Annotated in this window: 17 protein-coding genes and 1 tRNA gene; 11 read left to right on the forward strand and 7 right to left on the reverse strand. The window is 69.5% G+C overall.

All coding sequences use genetic code 11. From position 1 onward, the window contains the following. The first annotated feature begins 108 nt into the window (after window positions 1-108). The 5 genes from FHX42_RS26135 (at window position 109) to FHX42_RS00340 (ending at window position 4,404) form a co-directional block, all read left to right on the forward strand. Window positions 109-1,107, forward strand: a complete 999-nt coding sequence (locus FHX42_RS26135; protein WP_182542090.1) for a DMT family transporter — start codon at window positions 109-111, stop codon at window positions 1,105-1,107. Between the two features lie 6 nt (window positions 1,108-1,113). Further along, window positions 1,114-1,965 carry a bifunctional methylenetetrahydrofolate dehydrogenase/methenyltetrahydrofolate cyclohydrolase gene (locus FHX42_RS00325; protein ID WP_182542091.1) on the forward strand — a complete coding sequence of 284 codons (852 nt, stop codon included), beginning with the start codon at window positions 1,114-1,116 and terminating at the stop codon, window positions 1,963-1,965. A gap of 71 nt (window positions 1,966-2,036) precedes the next feature. Then, complete coding sequence (locus FHX42_RS00330) at window positions 2,037-2,333, forward strand: DUF3017 domain-containing protein (protein ID WP_182542092.1); 297 nt, start codon at window positions 2,037-2,039, stop codon at window positions 2,331-2,333. A 296-nt stretch (window positions 2,334-2,629) separates the two neighbouring features. Next, the gene (locus FHX42_RS00335; protein ID WP_182542093.1) at window positions 2,630-3,214 is read left to right on the forward strand and encodes a TetR/AcrR family transcriptional regulator; all 585 of its coding nucleotides are present in this window, start codon (window positions 2,630-2,632) and stop codon (window positions 3,212-3,214) included. Continuing rightward, window positions 3,211-4,404, forward strand: a complete 1,194-nt coding sequence (locus FHX42_RS00340; protein WP_182542094.1) for an FAD-dependent monooxygenase — start codon at window positions 3,211-3,213, stop codon at window positions 4,402-4,404. Before FHX42_RS00335 ends, FHX42_RS00340 begins: the two co-directional genes overlap by 4 nt. 127 nt (window positions 4,405-4,531) lie before the next feature. Here the strand turns inward: FHX42_RS00340 and FHX42_RS00345 are convergent, their stop codons facing one another. From FHX42_RS00345 to FHX42_RS00360, 4 genes are all read right to left on the reverse strand, one after another. Beyond that, window positions 4,532-5,386, reverse strand: a complete 855-nt coding sequence (locus FHX42_RS00345) for a DUF4253 domain-containing protein (RefSeq protein ID WP_328795812.1) — start codon at window positions 5,384-5,386, stop codon at window positions 4,532-4,534. A gap of 118 nt (window positions 5,387-5,504) precedes the next feature. Then, window positions 5,505-5,696 (reverse strand): DUF1918 domain-containing protein, encoded by a 192-nt coding sequence (locus tag FHX42_RS00350; RefSeq protein WP_182542095.1) that lies wholly within the window; start codon window positions 5,694-5,696, stop codon window positions 5,505-5,507. A 107-nt stretch (window positions 5,697-5,803) separates the two neighbouring features. Beyond that, window positions 5,804-6,232, reverse strand: coding sequence for a hypothetical protein (locus FHX42_RS00355; RefSeq protein ID WP_182542096.1), 429 nt, complete (start codon window positions 6,230-6,232; stop codon window positions 5,804-5,806). A 104-nt stretch (window positions 6,233-6,336) separates the two neighbouring features. Further along, window positions 6,337-7,167, reverse strand: coding sequence for a metal-dependent hydrolase (locus tag FHX42_RS00360; RefSeq protein WP_182542097.1), 831 nt, complete (start codon window positions 7,165-7,167; stop codon window positions 6,337-6,339). Window positions 7,168-7,345: 178 nt separating this feature from the next. Between FHX42_RS00360 and FHX42_RS00365 the strand changes: the two genes are divergently transcribed. Next, window positions 7,346-8,566: an NADP-dependent isocitrate dehydrogenase gene (locus FHX42_RS00365; protein ID WP_182542098.1), complete on the forward strand. Its 1,221-nt coding sequence runs from the start codon at window positions 7,346-7,348 to the stop codon at window positions 8,564-8,566. Window positions 8,567-8,641: 75 nt separating this feature from the next. On the opposite strand, the gene FHX42_RS00370 is transcribed toward FHX42_RS00365, so the two are convergent. Then, on the reverse strand, window positions 8,642-9,082 hold the full coding sequence (locus FHX42_RS00370) for an acyl-CoA thioesterase (RefSeq protein WP_182542099.1): 441 nt from the start codon (window positions 9,080-9,082) through the stop codon (window positions 8,642-8,644). Window positions 9,083-9,180: 98 nt separating this feature from the next. On the opposite strand from FHX42_RS00370, the gene FHX42_RS00375 reads away from it, so the two are divergent. Next, a tRNA-Val gene (locus FHX42_RS00375) sits at window positions 9,181-9,252 on the forward strand. A gap of 171 nt (window positions 9,253-9,423) precedes the next feature. On the opposite strand, the gene FHX42_RS00380 is transcribed toward FHX42_RS00375, so the two are convergent. After that, a complete protein-coding gene (locus FHX42_RS00380) occupies window positions 9,424-10,005 on the reverse strand; it encodes a helix-turn-helix domain-containing protein (RefSeq protein WP_182542100.1) in 582 nt (193 codons plus the stop codon). 166 nt (window positions 10,006-10,171) lie between these two features. Between FHX42_RS00380 and FHX42_RS00385 the strand changes: the two genes are divergently transcribed. Then, window positions 10,172-10,774, forward strand: coding sequence for a class I SAM-dependent methyltransferase (locus tag FHX42_RS00385; protein ID WP_182543402.1), 603 nt, complete (start codon window positions 10,172-10,174; stop codon window positions 10,772-10,774). A gap of 164 nt (window positions 10,775-10,938) precedes the next feature. Here the strand turns inward: FHX42_RS00385 and FHX42_RS00390 are convergent, their stop codons facing one another. Beyond that, window positions 10,939-12,549 carry an adenosine deaminase family protein gene (locus tag FHX42_RS00390; protein WP_182542101.1) on the reverse strand — a complete coding sequence of 537 codons (1,611 nt, stop codon included), beginning with the start codon at window positions 12,547-12,549 and terminating at the stop codon, window positions 10,939-10,941. A 203-nt stretch (window positions 12,550-12,752) separates the two neighbouring features. Here FHX42_RS00390 and FHX42_RS00395 point away from each other — a divergent pair, with 203 nt between their 5' ends. Genes FHX42_RS00395 through FHX42_RS00405 form a run of 3 tightly spaced genes read left to right on the forward strand, consistent with a single transcriptional unit; the run spans window position 12,753 to window position 14,966 of the window. Next, the gene (locus tag FHX42_RS00395) at window positions 12,753-13,751 is read left to right on the forward strand and encodes a DUF2157 domain-containing protein (protein ID WP_182542102.1); all 999 of its coding nucleotides are present in this window, start codon (window positions 12,753-12,755) and stop codon (window positions 13,749-13,751) included. A gap of 48 nt (window positions 13,752-13,799) precedes the next feature. Next, window positions 13,800-14,597 carry an exodeoxyribonuclease III gene (locus FHX42_RS00400; RefSeq protein WP_182542103.1) on the forward strand — a complete coding sequence of 266 codons (798 nt, stop codon included), beginning with the start codon at window positions 13,800-13,802 and terminating at the stop codon, window positions 14,595-14,597. A 60-nt stretch (window positions 14,598-14,657) separates the two neighbouring features. Next, window positions 14,658-14,966, forward strand: coding sequence for a nucleotidyltransferase family protein (locus FHX42_RS00405; protein WP_182542104.1), 309 nt, complete (start codon window positions 14,658-14,660; stop codon window positions 14,964-14,966). Window positions 14,967-14,984: the final 18 nt, after the last annotated feature.

Raw genomic sequence — 14,984 nt, forward strand, 5'->3', positions numbered from 1 at the left:
GCTCGAGCTTTTCGTGGGCTCGTGGTCCTCGGGAGTCTTTCGTCACGGAGGATTGTCACACGTCACAGTGCTGCTCGGCGTTTCGGTCGCGGTGGATACGGTTCGCGGGTGAGTACTCGAACCTCCACGGACGCCCCCGCTGCCGGCACGACTTCCGCTCGGAGGGGAGTCGGAGTGCTGGGCGCCGCGGCGGTGGGGTTCGTTCTCGCGGTGCAGTCGCAGATCAACGGAATGCTGGGAGCGCGGCTGTCGGACGCTCTCGCGGCGGCGGTGATCTCGTTCGGCGTGGGGTTGAGCCTGCTGGTGGTGGGCACCGCGCTGGTTCCGCGTGCCCGGCGGGGTTTCCGCAGGCTGGCGAGCACGTTGCGCTCGGGGTCCGGACTGCGGCCCTGGCACTGCCTCGGCGGAGTGTGTGGCGGGTTTCTCGTGTTCACCCAGGGAATCGTCGTCGGCGTGCTCGGGGTCGCGCTGTTCACGGTGGCGGTCGTCGCCGGGCAGGTGACCAGTGGGCTGGTCGTCGACCGGTTCGGGATCGGACCGGGAGGTGCTCGGCGCGTGACCCCCACGCGGATGCTCGGTGCCGTGCTGGCCGTCGTGGCGGTGGTGATCGCGGTGTCGGCGCAGCTCGACGGTTCACGGGCGAACTGGCTGGTGGTGCTGCCGGTACTGGCCGGTGCCGGCGTTTCCTGGCAGCAGGCGGTCAACGGCAGGGTCCGGCAGACGGCGGACTCCGCGGTGTCGGCGTCGACGCTCAACTTCGCCACCGGCACGTGCTCGCTGGCGGTGGCGCTGCTCGTCGGGTTCGCGGTGCGCGGGCTGCCGGAACCCCTGCCCGCGCAACCGTGGCTGTACCTCGGTGGTGTGCTGGGCATTTTCGTCATCGGTGGCACGGTCGTACTCGTGCGCTACACCGGGGTGCTGCTGCTGAGCATGGGCATGGTGGCCGGGCAGCTCATCGGTGCGCTGATCCTGGACCTGGTCGTTCCGACCCCGGGTACGCGGGTGGATGTCTCCACGGTGGTGGGGATCGGACTGACGTTGGTGGCCGCCGCGATCGCCGCATGGCCGACCGGGCAGGGCGCTCGTGCGCGCGATCTGCCAGGATGACCGATTGTGAGCGCGACGATTCTCGATGGTAAGGCCACCAAGGACGCGATCTACGACGAGTTGCGGCCACGGGTGGCCCGGCTCGCCGAGCAGGGCCACACGCCGGGCCTGGGGACCGTCCTGGTCGGCGACGATCCGGCCTCGCACTCCTACGTCCGGGGCAAGCACAACGACTGCGCGAAGGCCGGGATCACCTCGATCCGCAGGGATCTGCCCGCCGACGTCGGTCAGGCCGAGCTGGAAGCCGTCATCGACGAGCTCAACGCCGATCCCGCCTGCGACGGCTACATCGTGCAGCTTCCGATTCCCGAGCAGCTGGACACCGGTGCCGTGCTGGGAAGGGTGGACCCGAGCAAGGACGCCGACGGGTTGAACCCGGTCAGCCTCGGCCGCCTCGTCCTGGGGGAGCCCGCTCCGCTGCCGTGCACTCCGCGCGGCATCGTGGAGCTGCTGCGTCGCTACGGCGTCGAGCTCAACGGAGCCAAGGTCGCCGTGGTCGGCCGCGGTATCACCGTCGGTCGCCCGCTCGGCCTGTTGCTGACCCGGCGCAGCGAGAACGCCACGGTGACGCTGTGCCACACCGGGACCAAGGACCTGCCCGACGAGGTGAGTCGCGCCGACGTCGTGGTGGCCGCGGCGGGCAAGCCCGGTCTGATCACGCCGGAGATGATCAAGCCCGGTGCCGCCGTGCTGGACGTCGGTGTGACCCGCACGGACTCGGGCCCCTCGGGGGACGTGCACCCCGACGTCGCCGAGGTCGCCGGCCTGCTCTCGCCGAATCCGGGCGGTGTCGGCCCGATGACCCGGGCGATGCTGTTGACCAACGTCGTCGAGGCCGCCGAGCGCCGCTTCACCTGACCGGAGGTGGCGGCGGTTTCGCCCGGAACCGCCGCACCCACGCCGAGGCACGAGTGCGAAGGGGTTGGGCGATGACGGACCGTTTCGGGGGCGGGTCGAGGCTCTCGGTGTATCTGGCCTTCGGCCTGGTCGGCCTGGTCGTGCTGATCGGCTTCCTGCGCGTGGCCACGCAGCACTGGCGGGACGGATCGACCTTGCTGGGCTGTGCGCTGCTGCTCGCGGCCGGGCTGCGCGCGACCCTGTCCACCAAGCAGGCGGGACTGCTGGCCATCCGCAGCCGCGTCGTGGACATCGTGCTCTACGGCGTGCTGGGACTGCTGATCGTGGCCGTGGCGCTGACGATCAAGGGCGGTCCGCTGGACATGTAGGGCCGCGGCGGTGTCCGAGGTGAGCCGCGCGAACACGTGCGGTTGCTGCTTCGCCGCCCGCCTGCCCGCTGAGGCGACTCGGTTACGCTCCGGCCGCGCTGCTCCGGATGCGCTCGACACGCCGGATCTCCCACCTCGAACCGTGACCGCGCGAGGAAGTCACTCCTCTCCGCCTCGGCGCGTTCCCCGAAGAGAAGCACTGCCAGGGGTTGCGCACGATGCTACCGTTTGGGCAATCGCCCAAATCGATTGACCAGGTCGAATGTACAGGGCGAGTGACCTGAAAGAGGTGGCCGATGGTGACGGCGTCGGAGCGAGGACGGGAAGTACGGCGCAAGCTGTTGAACGCGGCACTCGAACTCGTGCCGGAACTGGGTTGGAACGCGGTCAGCACGCGCGCCCTGGCCGAGCGCGCGGGTGTGGCACCCGGTCTGGTCCACTACCACTTCTCGTCCTTGCAAGCGGTGCTGCGCGAGGCCGCCGTGGGTGAGATGCGCCGGACCCTCGGGGCCGCGATCCCCGAGTTCGAGCGTGCGGGGACCCCGGCCGACGGGATCGGGATGATGCTCGAATCACTCGACGCCTACAGCGGGGACGATCCCGCTTCGCTGATGTTCACCGAGGCCTACCTCGTCTCGGCCCGGGACGAGGAACTGCGCGGTGAGCTCGCCGGACTGCTCGCCGAGTTCCGCGACGGCCTGGCCCGGTGGCTCGGGGAGCACGGGCAGGGGAGTCCGGTCGAGACCGCGTCCGTGCTGGCCGCGGCCGTCGACGGGGTGCTGCTGCACCGGCCGCTGAACCCGGCGCTGACCTCGTCAGCCGTCGCCCCGGTCCTGCGCAGGATCCTCGGTCCGGACATCGAAGGAGAGGAGCACCGATGAAGGCCGTGATCTGCGGTGCCGGTATCGCGGGGCTGGCCCTCGCCCAGCGTCTGAGGACCCTGGACTGGGACGTCGTCGTCGTCGAGAAGGCTCCCGGCCCGCGCCCCCAGGGATACATGATCGACTTTTTCGGGCCCGGCTACGACGCCGCCGAACGGATGGGAGTGCTGCCCCGCGTCGCCGAGCTCGGCTACCGGGTCGACGGCCTGAGCTACCTGGACGACTCCGGTCGCAGGCGGGCGGGGATGGACTACGCCAGCCTCCAGCGGGCCGTCGACGGCCGACTGCTGAGCATCATGCGTCCCGACCTGGAACGGGCACTGCGCGAACAGGTCGACGACGATGTCGACCTGCGCTTCGGCAGCACCATCGCGCGGATCGACGACGACACCGACGGCGTTCGTGTCGCCCTCGACGACGGGACGGTCATCGACGCCGATGTGCTGGTCGGCGCCGACGGCATCCACTCGACCGTGCGCGAGCGGGTCTTCGGCCCCGAGCAGCGGTACTTCCGCTACCTCGGTTTCCACACCGCCGCCTACACCTTCGACGATCCCGAGGTGTACGAGTCGCTGGGCAATCGCTTCTGCCTGACCGACACCGTGGATCGGCAGCTGGGCTTCTACGGCCTGCGCGACGGCAGGGTGGCGGTCTTCGCGGTACACCGCAGCTCCGATCCCACGCTGCCGGACGACGCGCGGGAAGCCGTGCGCGCGGAGCATTCGACACTGGGGTGGATGGCTCCTCGTGCGCTGGCGGCCTGTCCGGAGTCGTCCGAGATCTACTACGACCAGGTCGCCCAGGTCGAGGTTCCGCGGTGGAGCCGTGGGCGGGTGGTCCTGCTCGGGGACGCCTGCCAGGCGGTCTCGCTGCTGGCCGGGCAGGGGGCCTCGCTCGCGATCGCGGGTGCCTACGTGCTCGGCGAGCAACTGGCCACGGCGGATTCCGTCGAGGACGCGCTCACCGAGTACCAGCGGCTGTGGCAGCCGGTGGCCACCGAGAAACAGCGGGTCGGGCGCAACGGGGCCAAGTGGTTCCTGCCGCCTTCGACCGCGCGGTTGTGGGCACGCCGGATCGCGTTCAAGCTCGCCGGTCTACCCGGCCTGGACAAGTACTTCGCCACCGCACTGGTCGGGGAGACGCCCGTGCCCGCGGAGGAACTCGACGGTCGCCGCGCGGCGCCCCGGTAGGCGATCCGTGGGCCCTCTCACCGGCCCGTGCCGGGGGCGTGACGATTTTCCCTAAAGTTGTGCCACAACTTTAGGGAAAATCGCACCACCTACGGCAGGACGGACGCTCGCCGATCCGCGCACCCTCTCACTCCCACCAGAAGGACCAGGTGCGGCGGCCCCGGATCTCGCGTGCGTGGGCGGCGAGGCTGCCGGACTCCTGCATCACTCGATCCGGGCTGAAGGTCCAGTGCTCGGCGGCGACGGCGACGGCGTGCTCCTCCCGCTGCGGGGGCGCGGCGACGCTGAGATCCAGCCGGTCCGGGCCGAGTCGCAGCACACGGACGCCGAAGCGCTCCTCCCAGCTGCGCAGCATGGCCGAGAGACCGGCGTTGCGGGAGACGTGGTTGGAGGCGCCGGACCAACCGAGCACCGTGAGGACGTCGGCTCCCCGGGCCACGGGGACCATCGCCAGCCGGGTCTCGTGGTCCAGCAGGCGCGGTGCCTGCTGGTTGGCCAGGATGTCCGGATCGGCCAACGGGGCCCCGGCCGGGGCCGGGCCGGGACAGCGGTGGTCGAACGGATGCAGGCCGTCGGGGTCGTAGGAGGGGCCGAGGTCCGAGTCGGCCTGACACAGCCCCTCCCAGATCCTGGCCATCACCTGCTCGGCCCGCCACCTGTCGACGTGCTCGCGCGGTTCCGGGGCGATGACGCCGACCGTGCAACGCTCCCCGTAGACCTCGGTGTCGTCGCACAACAACAGCGGCCACAGCCCGCTGCGCCGGTGGTCGGCGCGCAGCGAGGCCAACAACTGCGCGGAGGGCGGCTCGTCACTGAGCCAGCACAGCCGTGCCGAGTCGGCCGTCCAACCCGCACGCGTGGACTGCTCGGAAAGAATCTCACCCGGAGGCAGCGTCACCGTGGCGTGGTCCGTCTCGGTGACACCGCCGAGCAGGCTGGACAGGTCGGTGGCGACCCTCGTGGGTTGGTCGCTTCGCACCACGTCACCGCCTCCTTCGCGAATGCCCGGCAGGCGGCGAGGAGATCGCCGCGCCGCCGTACACCTTAGGCAGCGTGCCGTGGTGCGGCCCCAGCGGCCCCGTCTCAGTCGGTGACGCGGGTCACCGCTGCTGGGGAAGTTCCACCTCGCTGTCCGGGCCGGGGAAGACCAGGCGTTCGTGCCCGTCGTGGAAACGGACGAGGTAGGGCGGTGCCCCGTCCTGGCCGCGCACCTCCAGGATCACCCCGGTGCGGTCGGATTCCTCGACGGTGCGACTGTGCATGTGCAGCTGATCTCCGATGGTGGCCTTCATGCCCCTCACCTCCGATTCCGCGTACGTGGAGGGCTCGTCACCAGCCTAGGTGACCCGCATCACCTTGCACAGCGGTCGAGGTGCGAGGTCGTGCTCTGCGAGAGCTCTCAGCCGGTGATGCGGCCGCAGACGGAGGCGATCTTGGCTGCCTTGTCCAGCTTGGTCTGTGTCCACTCGGCGCTGTTCTGCGGCGTGATCTCGCCGGAGGCGACCCGGGAGACGGAATCCTGCAGCCCCCTCAGGTGCTGCTTGAGGGCCTGGTCGGCGGTCCGCTCGGCCACTCGTCCGATCTCCTCGGCCTTGGCCGCCGCGTCGGCCCTGGCCTGGGCCGGGTCCTGCCAGTTCGGCATGAATTTCGCCAGCTGCAGTGCCTTGCCGCAGGCCTGCGCCGCCTGGAGGCCCTGCTGTGCCTGTCGTACGCCCTGCTGAGCATCTTGGACGCCCTGCTGGGCCTCCTGCGCCACGCCGCACGCGGGGAGGCCGGCCAGCAGGGGCAGGGCCAGGGATGTTGCCACGATTCGCTTGTGGAGTCGCATCGTTCCTCCGGTTTTACGGCCGGCACCACGGCGACGCCGGACATGATCAGAATAACGCTTCACGTCCTGACCGCGGGCGTTTCGTGAGATTTCACGGACCGGAATCAGCGCAGGTCGATCCAGGCCATGACCTCGGGCGGCAGACCCGCCCGGTCCAGCCACGGTACGGCGCCGACGCGGTAGAGCACCACGGCCGAGAGCACGACCGCGATCACCGTCAGGGTCGGCCCGAGCAGCACCAGCTCCACCCTGCCGCCGGTCTTCATGCGCAGTGCCTTCGGTGGCGCGACCGGAAACCACGTCTTACCGCCCAGTGGTATCGGCCACAGCATCGGACACCCCTGCTCGGTGATGGCGTCGCCGACGAAGTGCATCACGCAGCCGGTCATCACGGCCACTCCGAAGGCCGCGGCCTGGTGCGGCTGGTCGCCCGCCCACGCCCAGCACACGATCGTGAGCACGAGCGAGACCGCCGCGATCAGCAGCGCGTCGCTGCGCGGGCTCCAGTTGTGCATCAGGCCCCGCACGGTCAGCCCGGCGAAGACGAACATCAGCACGCCGAGCGCGGCACCGTCGCTGCTCTGCACGACGGCCGTGGTGGTCACGCCCGCGAGCAGGGCGAACACGACGGTGTGAGTGAACCCCCGGTGCGTGCCCTCGCGGTCGCTGTCGTGCTTGGTGCGGGTCAGCCGGTACATGAAGCCGCTGAGGCCGCTCATCGCCGCCGAGACCCCGCGCGACATCCCGCCGAAGGTGCGGGCCACGGTGGATTTCGGGTGATCGATGTCGGGCAACAGCGCCGCGCCGGTGGCCAGCGTCGCCCCCACCACCCACGTCTTGGCCGACAGCTGCCCGATGGTGTGACTGCCGGCCAGGGCGGTCACCGCCGCCCAACCGACGAGCCCGCTCATGGCGTGCGTCGGTCCCGTCGCCATCGCCTGCCCCCTCGAAAGATCACCGGTGCGCCGCCGAGCTTACGTGGCGGCCCGTCGGGTGGTGTGACGCGTTTGTGTCCGCGGGTGGGTGACGAAACCAGTGGGGGGCGGCACAATCGAATCAGCTAGCAGTACGCTTGTACCGCTTGCATTCTCGCGAGAGGAGCACCCCGCCACAATGAGCAAGATCAAGGTTCAGGGCACCATCGCCGAGCTCGACGGCGACGAGATGACCAGGATCATCTGGTCCTTCATCAAGGACAAGCTGATCCACCCCTATCTGGACGTCAACCTCGACTACTACGACCTGGGCATCGAGCACCGCGACGCCACCGACGACCAGGTCACGGTCGACGCCGCGAACGCGATCGCCGAGCACGGCGTCGGCGTCAAGTGCGCCACCATCACTCCGGACGAGGCCCGCGTGGAGGAGTTCGGGCTGAAGAAGATGTGGCGCAGCCCGAACGGCACCATCCGCAACATCCTCGGCGGCGTCATCTTCCGCGAGCCGATCGTCATCTCCAACATCCCGCGCTACGTACCCACCTGGACGAAGCCGATCGTCATCGGCCGTCACGCCCACGGTGACCAGTACAAGGCCACGGACTTCAAGGTTCCCGGCCCGGGCACCGTCACGATCTCCTACACGCCCGACGACGACTCCGAGCCGATCGAGCTGGACGTCGCGCGGTTCCCCGAAGAGGGCGGCGTGGCGATGGCGATGTACAACTACCGGAGCTCCATCGCGGAGTTCGCCCGCGCCTCCTTCCGCTACGGTCTGGAGCGCGGCTACCCGGTGTACATGTCCACCAAGAACACGATCCTCAAGTCCTACGACGGCGTGTTCAAGGACGTGTTCGAGGAGATCTACGAGAACGAGTTCAAGGCCGAGTACGAGGCCAACGGGCTGACCTACGAGCACCGCCTGATCGACGACATGGTCGCCACCGCCATGAAGTGGGAGGGCGGCTACGTCTGGGCCTGCAAGAACTACGACGGTGACGTGCAGTCCGACACGGTCGCTCAGGGCTTCGGTTCGCTGGGCCTGATGACCTCGGTGCTGATGACCGGGGACGGCAAGGTCGAGGCCGAGGCCGCCCACGGCACGGTCACCCGGCACTACCGGCGGCACCAGCAGGGTCAGGAGACCTCGACGAACCCGATCGCGTCGATCTTCGCCTGGACCCGCGGTCTCCAGCAGCGGGGCAAGTTGGACTCGACTCCGGAGGTCGTGGACTTCGCCGAGAAGCTGGAGCAGGTCGTCATCGAGACCGTCGAGAGCGGCAAGATGACCAAGGACCTGGCGCTGCTGGTCGGCGGTGACCAGGGGTACCTGAACACGCAGGACTTCCTGAACGCGTTGGACGAGAACCTGCAGAAGAAGATGGCCCAGAGCTGATCCTCGTCGTCCACCGCGACACCGACGCCGCTCCCGCCCGACGGGGGCGGCGTTTTCGTCTCGGGAAAGCGCCGCTCAGGAGCGCAGGGACTCCGCCGCCGTGCGGATCTGCTCGGGGACCGGGGTCGTGCGGCGGGTGTTCGGGTCGACGTAGACGTGCACGAAACGGCCGAGCGAGGCGGGACTGTCACCGCCGTTGCCGAAGGTGGCCAGCGAGTAGGTGATGCTGGAGTTGCCCAGCTTGCGCAACCCGATGCCCACCTCGATCTCGTCCGGGAAGCTGAGCTCGACCAGGTAGCGGCAGGCCGTCTCGACGACCATCCCGATGGCGGGCAACGCCCGGATGTCCAGTCCGGTGGTCCGCATCAGCCAGCCGTTGACGGCGGTGTCGAACCACGAGTAGTGCACGACGTTGTTGACGTGCCCGTAGGCGTCGTTGTCCTCCCAGCGCGTGGAGATCGGCCACAGCACGGGGAAGTCGCTGCGTGACGGTGGGGGATCGGGAAAGTCGGTCACGGCGGGAGATCCTACCGCCGGGGGAAGTCGACCATCCCCTCCTCGGAGGGGGAGTACCCGGACCGTTATACTGGTCGTGCACGGCCGAGGCCATGCACGCGCGATTAGCTCAGTGGAAGAGCGCTACGTTGACACCGTAGAGGTCGCTGGTTCAAATCCAGCATCGCGCACCGAATTCCTTCGACACCTCCCCATCGGGGAGGTTCGCTCACGCGTCGGGATCGACCGACTCCGGGCCTTCGCCGCGCACGCTCGCCCTCGTGGACACATGGGGGGTCCCTTGGCCGCTGAGTCCGTTCGGCGCCTCGTGACACCGCGGCGATCCGTTCCGAGGTTCGCTGTCACGGGCGATAGCGAGCTCGGATGTGGAAGCGCTCCCCCTGCGGCCCCAGGATGCTGAGGTACTCCACCGGCTGGGAACCGGCGTTGCCGAACCAGTGCGGGAGGTGGGTGTCGAATTCGGCGACCTCGCCCGCGGTGAGGACGAGATCCTGCTCGCCGAGCACCAGGCGCAGCCGTCCATTGAGGACGTACAGCCAGTGGTAGCCCTCGTGCGACCGGGGTTCCGGATCCTGCCCGTCCGACGCCGGGGGCAGGATCTGCTTGAACGCCTGCAGGCCGCCGGGCTTGCGGGTCAGCGGGATGGCTGTCATGCCGTGGTGCGTTACGGGCCGCGGGTACACCCGGGGATCGCCGCTGGACGGAGCGTCGACGAGTTCGTCGAGCGGTAGCTGGTGCGCCTTGGCCAGGGGGAGCAACAGCTCCAAGCTGGGCTTGCGGTGTCCGGACTCCAGCCGGGACAGGGTGCTGATCGGAATTCCGGTGGTCTCCGCCAGTTCGGCCAGCGTCGCACCGCTGCGACGACGCAGGTCGCGCAGGCGCGGACCGACCGCGCCGAGCACCGAGTCGAAGCCGTCCACCATCCGCCTATTGCAGTTTTGGCAAAGAACTTTGTCAAGCCGGTGCCATGAGGGCCACGTTGGGCGTGCAGGTGGCCCCGATGACTCGATGGCGATGGTCGCGAACGCGTCCCGGGAACCGGCGACACGGCAGCTGGCCACCGAAGACTCACCGAGAAAGGCAAGGACGATGGACGCGCAGTTCTGGGACGACCGGTACAGCAGCCACGACCAGCTCTTCAGCGGTGCTCCCAACGGCGTGCTCGTCACCGAAGTGACCGACCTACCACCGGGGCGAGCGCTCGACGTGGGATGCGGCGAAGGTGCCGACGCCTGCTGGCTCGCCGAGCACGGCTGGCAGGTCACCGCGGTCGACGTCTCCCGAGTCGCCCTGGAGCGCGCCGCCTCGCGAGCCGAGGACGTCACCCCCGACGTGTCCTGGACACGCGCCGACCTGACCGCCACAGCACCCTCGGCCGGCGCGTTCGACCTGGTCTCGGTCCAGTACTTCCCGCTGCCGCACCAGCCGGACCACGCCGCACTGCGCGGCCTGCTCGACGCCGTCGCCCCCGGCGGCACGTTGCTCGTCGCCAGTCACGACCTCGCCGACCTGCCGCTGGACAACGAGCAGGGAATCGATCCCAGCCAGTACTACCAACCCCACGAGATCGCCGAGCTCCTCGACGACTCCTGGACCGTGCTGGTCGACGAAACCCGCCCGCGAACCAGCCCCGCCCCCGAAGGCACCCGGCACACCCACGACACCGTCCTGCGAGCACGGCGTCCGCGCTGATGCGGCAGCGAACGCGACCCGAAAAGGGACCTCGCCGACGTGGAGGGGACATCAGCACCGGTGGCCGTCCCCTCCACGTCGGCGCCCCACGTCGACGACGCTGTCACACGGTCGAACACCGGGCGACGACGCCGAACTCGCGGAGAATCGCCACCGGTCCCCGGTCAGACCTTCGACGCGTAGCGGGCCTCGAAGGCGCGGAAGGCCGCTTCCTGCCGCCACTGGAGGCCGGCCTTGGGGCTGGAGTTCAGCAGCTCCGTGCACGAGGCGGTGAGATCGCCACCACCGGGGGTGTCCGTGGCGCACGCCGGCTTGACCTCGTGGTCGTCGGGGTTGGTCCAGAGGCTTGCCCCCTCGATGAAGGCCTGCTCCAGCGACGTCCGCGCGCTGGCCTTGAGCTGGGTGTAGTCGAGGCCGAAGTTCCGGACCGCACGCCGGTACTGCTCGGTGATGTCGCTGCGGGAGACACCGGGATCGTCGGTGGACAGCGCCACGGGCACGTCGTGGGCCAGGTAGGTCGGCAGCGGGTGCTCCTCGGGGCCGCAGACCCGCAGGATCTGGCAGTTGCTGGTCAGCGGCACCTCGACCGCGATGTTCTCCCGCGCCATGCGCTCGACGAGCCCACGCCAGTCGTCCTCGTGACGCAGGTCGATGCCGTGCCCGATGCGTTCGGCACCGGCGATGCTCACCGCCTGGTTGATGTGGAAGGTCAGTTCCTTCGGCTTGACCAGTCCGGGCACGAGCTCCCCGGCGTGCAGCGTGACGGGCACCTCCGGGTACAGCCCGCGCAGGTACTTGATCATGCGCATGTGCAGCGTGTAGTCCCGCAGCGCGACGGGGTCGTCCTCGGGCTGGACGAGATTGAGCCCGACGAACCGCGGGTCGCTCCGGGCCAGCTCGAACCCGAGCAGGATGTCGGCGAAGACCCGCGCGGGCTTGCGAGCGCGGGCGACCTGGTAGTCCAGCCGGACATCGACCGCGCAGCCCGCCTCGGCCTGCGCGGTTCCGCAGTGCAGCAGCCGCCGGTAGCGCCGGAAGTCCCGGTCGGTGGCGCGCCGGGAGGCCTGCTCGATGCCGGTGAGCCCTTCGGACAGCAGCACCCGGCGCAGCCTCGCGAAGTCCTTCCGGGACTCCGGGGCGAACCCGACGCGGTCGACGAGCTCGCCGACGGCCTCGGACTGCCGCGACAGCAGCGTCTCGACGTAGAACTGGCGCTGGCGTGCGGCGTCGTTGGCGACCTCGGCCAGCATGTCGCCGTTACGGCCGTCGGTGGCGGCCGAGAACTTGCCGAAGGTCGCGAAGAAGTGGTCGTGGCCGGACTCCTCCGGCGTGGGCCGGAAGTCCTCCATCGACCACGCGCGGATCACCTCGCCCCGGAACACCGGATCGGTGACCGCGTCACTCGCGGGACGCTGCCCGGCCTCGCAGGGTCCGTGGGAGGCCTTCAGCGTGGTCGTGTCGATGCAGCGCCCGTCCTCGGCGGCGTAGCGGATCAACGACTCCGTCGACGCCGCGCCGGACAGGTGGTTGTGCAGGTCACCACCCTTGGGCAGGTGGCTCAGGAATTCGTTGAGCTCGCCGGGATTCGAGCGGATGCCGTCCAGGTACCGGTTCACCCGGCACTCGCGGTCCCCCGGTGCGCACTCGGCGGCTTGGGCCGGTGCGGTGACCACCGGGAACGACGCGGCGGCCAGCAGGGCGACCAGCGCCGCTCGGCCCGCTCCGCGGCGTCTCCGGTGGTGCACCGATCCGGTCCCGACGCTTCCACGGTGCATACGCACTCCTCGTGATCGATTTCGCGCCACGCACCGGCGTGGCGCCGAACGCGATCATTCTGAGGCAGGCGATCAACCGGGGGCATCGGGTGCGGAACGATCTCACCCGTTCGGGCGGGAAGGGGATCCGGATTCCCTCGATGTCCGCCGAACCGCTCCACGTCGTTTTGCGTCCGTGGTGCAATCCCGGTGGGAGGTGCGCCATGACCAGCGGAAGACAGCGCCGAGCCGTCGAACGCCTGACGGAACGTGCCGTGCTCTCACCGGAACAGGCGGACGCGGTGCTGACCGAACTCGATCGGGCTCGCCCGCCGGGCGTCCGACCCGGTGCCGTGGTCCCGGAAATCCTCGGCTACGTCGGTGGCGTCCTGGTACTGGGCGGGGCGTGGCTGCTGGGGCGGCTCTACTGGTACGAGCTGGGGGCACCGGTGCGGGTGGGCATCCTGACGGCGGTCACTCTCACCCTGGTCCTGGCCGGTGTGCTCATCGGCGGTGGCCCCGCGAAGTTTCGGTCGGTGCGGGAGTCGTCCGTACGACGTTTTCGGATCACGACCGTCCTGCTGGCCGTCGCCGCGGTGACGGGGTCGATGGCCGTGAACAACGCCTTCCCCGTGGAGATGTCGGGACCGCGAGCGCTGGACGTGTTCTGCGCCGCCCTGGTGGGACTGCTGATCGGGCTGGTCGGCTACCTCGTGCTGCCCTCGATACCGGGGCTGCTTGTCACCGGCGTGTTCAGCGCGTGGCTGGCGCTGGTCACGCCCGAGTTGTGGCTCGACCACTCGACGGTGGCGGAGGGGTTCGCGCTGCTCCTGGTGGGTGCCGTGTGGACCGTGCTCGCCTGGTCCGGTCTGCTGCGATACCGCGAGCTGGGCTTCGGGGGGATGGCCATCGCCACGTGCGGGGCGCAGTGGCTGACGCTGTCGGAGTTCCCCGTCCTCGGTTACGCCGTAGGACTGCTCGTGGCGCTGGCCTGCTTCGCGCTGTACCTGCTCCGGGGCGGGGTGCTGCTGCTCGTGGTCGGGGTGATCGGGATCGCCCTGGTCGTGCCGGAGGCCGTCTGGGACTGGACGAACGGGACGATCGGTGCACCGCTGATCGTGGTGATCGTGGGGGCCGTCCTGCTGGGGGCCGGAGGCGTCGCCTTCCGGTTGCGTGAACGGCGCTCGCCGGGCGAGGCGGACAGCGGTTCCCGCGACCGGTAACCGACCGGGACCACGTGCCCGCTGTCGCCGGTCGCTATCCTCGGGCCCGTGCTGACCGTCTCCACCGTCAACGTCAACGGCCTGCGCGCCGCCGCGAAGAAGGGCTTCGTCGAGTGGTTGGGGGCCACCGACGCCGACGTGGTCTGCCTGCAGGAAACCCGCGCCGAGCACGAGCAGCTGCCCGCCTCGGTGCGCGAGCCCGAGGGATGGCACACGCTGCTCGCCCCGAGCTCGGACCGGGGGCGCAGCGGCGTGGCGATCTACAGCCGCGATGCGCCGGAGAACTCGCGGATCGGCTTCGACTCCGGCGAGTTCGACGACAGCGGTCGTTACGCGGAGATCGAGCTGCGCGACGTCGTGATCGCCAGCCTCTACCTGCCCAGCGGTGACGTGGGCACCCCGCGCCAGGACGAGAAGGAACGCTTCATGGAGGGTTTCCTGCCGTACTTGGTCGAGCTGCGGGCCCGCGCCGAGGCCGCGAACAAGGACGTGCTGGTCTGCGGCGACTGGAACATCGCCCACCAGGAGATCGACCTCAAGAACTGGAAGAACAACCGCAAGTCGGCGGGCTTCCTGCCCGAGGAGCGGGCCTGGCTGAGCCGCGTGTTCGACGAGGCCGGCTACGTCGACGTCGTCCGTCGCCAGTACCCGGAGGGACCGGGGCCGTACTCGTGGTGGTCCTACCGGGGCAAGGCCTTCGACAACGACTCCGGCTGGCGGATCGACTACCACGTGGCCACCGAGGAGCTGGCCGTCCGCGCGCAGGACGCGCGCATCGAGCGCGCTCCTTCGTACGACAAGCGCTGGTCCGACCACGCCCCGGTCACCGTCTCCTACGACCTGTAGCGGCACTGCTCGCGGGTGGGTGACCCGCTCGGGCAGCATGTCGGGTGGGAGGTGAAGGCCGTGCACGAGGTGGTCGCGGAGAAGCGGCACGAGATCGAGCAGCTGTGCCGAGAGCTGTCGATACGGCGACTCGATCTTTTCGGGTCCGCTGCCGAGGGCACGTTCGACGCCTCCTCCGGCGACGTCGATGTCCTCGTCGAGTTCGACGGTGGTCCGGGATTCGACTATTTCGGCACGTACTTCGCCTTGAAGGAAGGACTCGAACGGATCCTCGGGAGGTCGGTCGACGTGGTGAGTGCTTCCAGCGTCCGCAACCCGTATTCCAAGCAGCGCGTCCTGGACACCAGGGAGTTGCTCTATGCGGCCTGATGTGCGCATATTCCGGGT

This window comes from Halosaccharopolyspora lacisalsi (genome assembly GCF_014137975.1).
Lineage (GTDB): Bacteria > Actinomycetota > Actinomycetes > Mycobacteriales > Pseudonocardiaceae > Halosaccharopolyspora > Halosaccharopolyspora lacisalsi.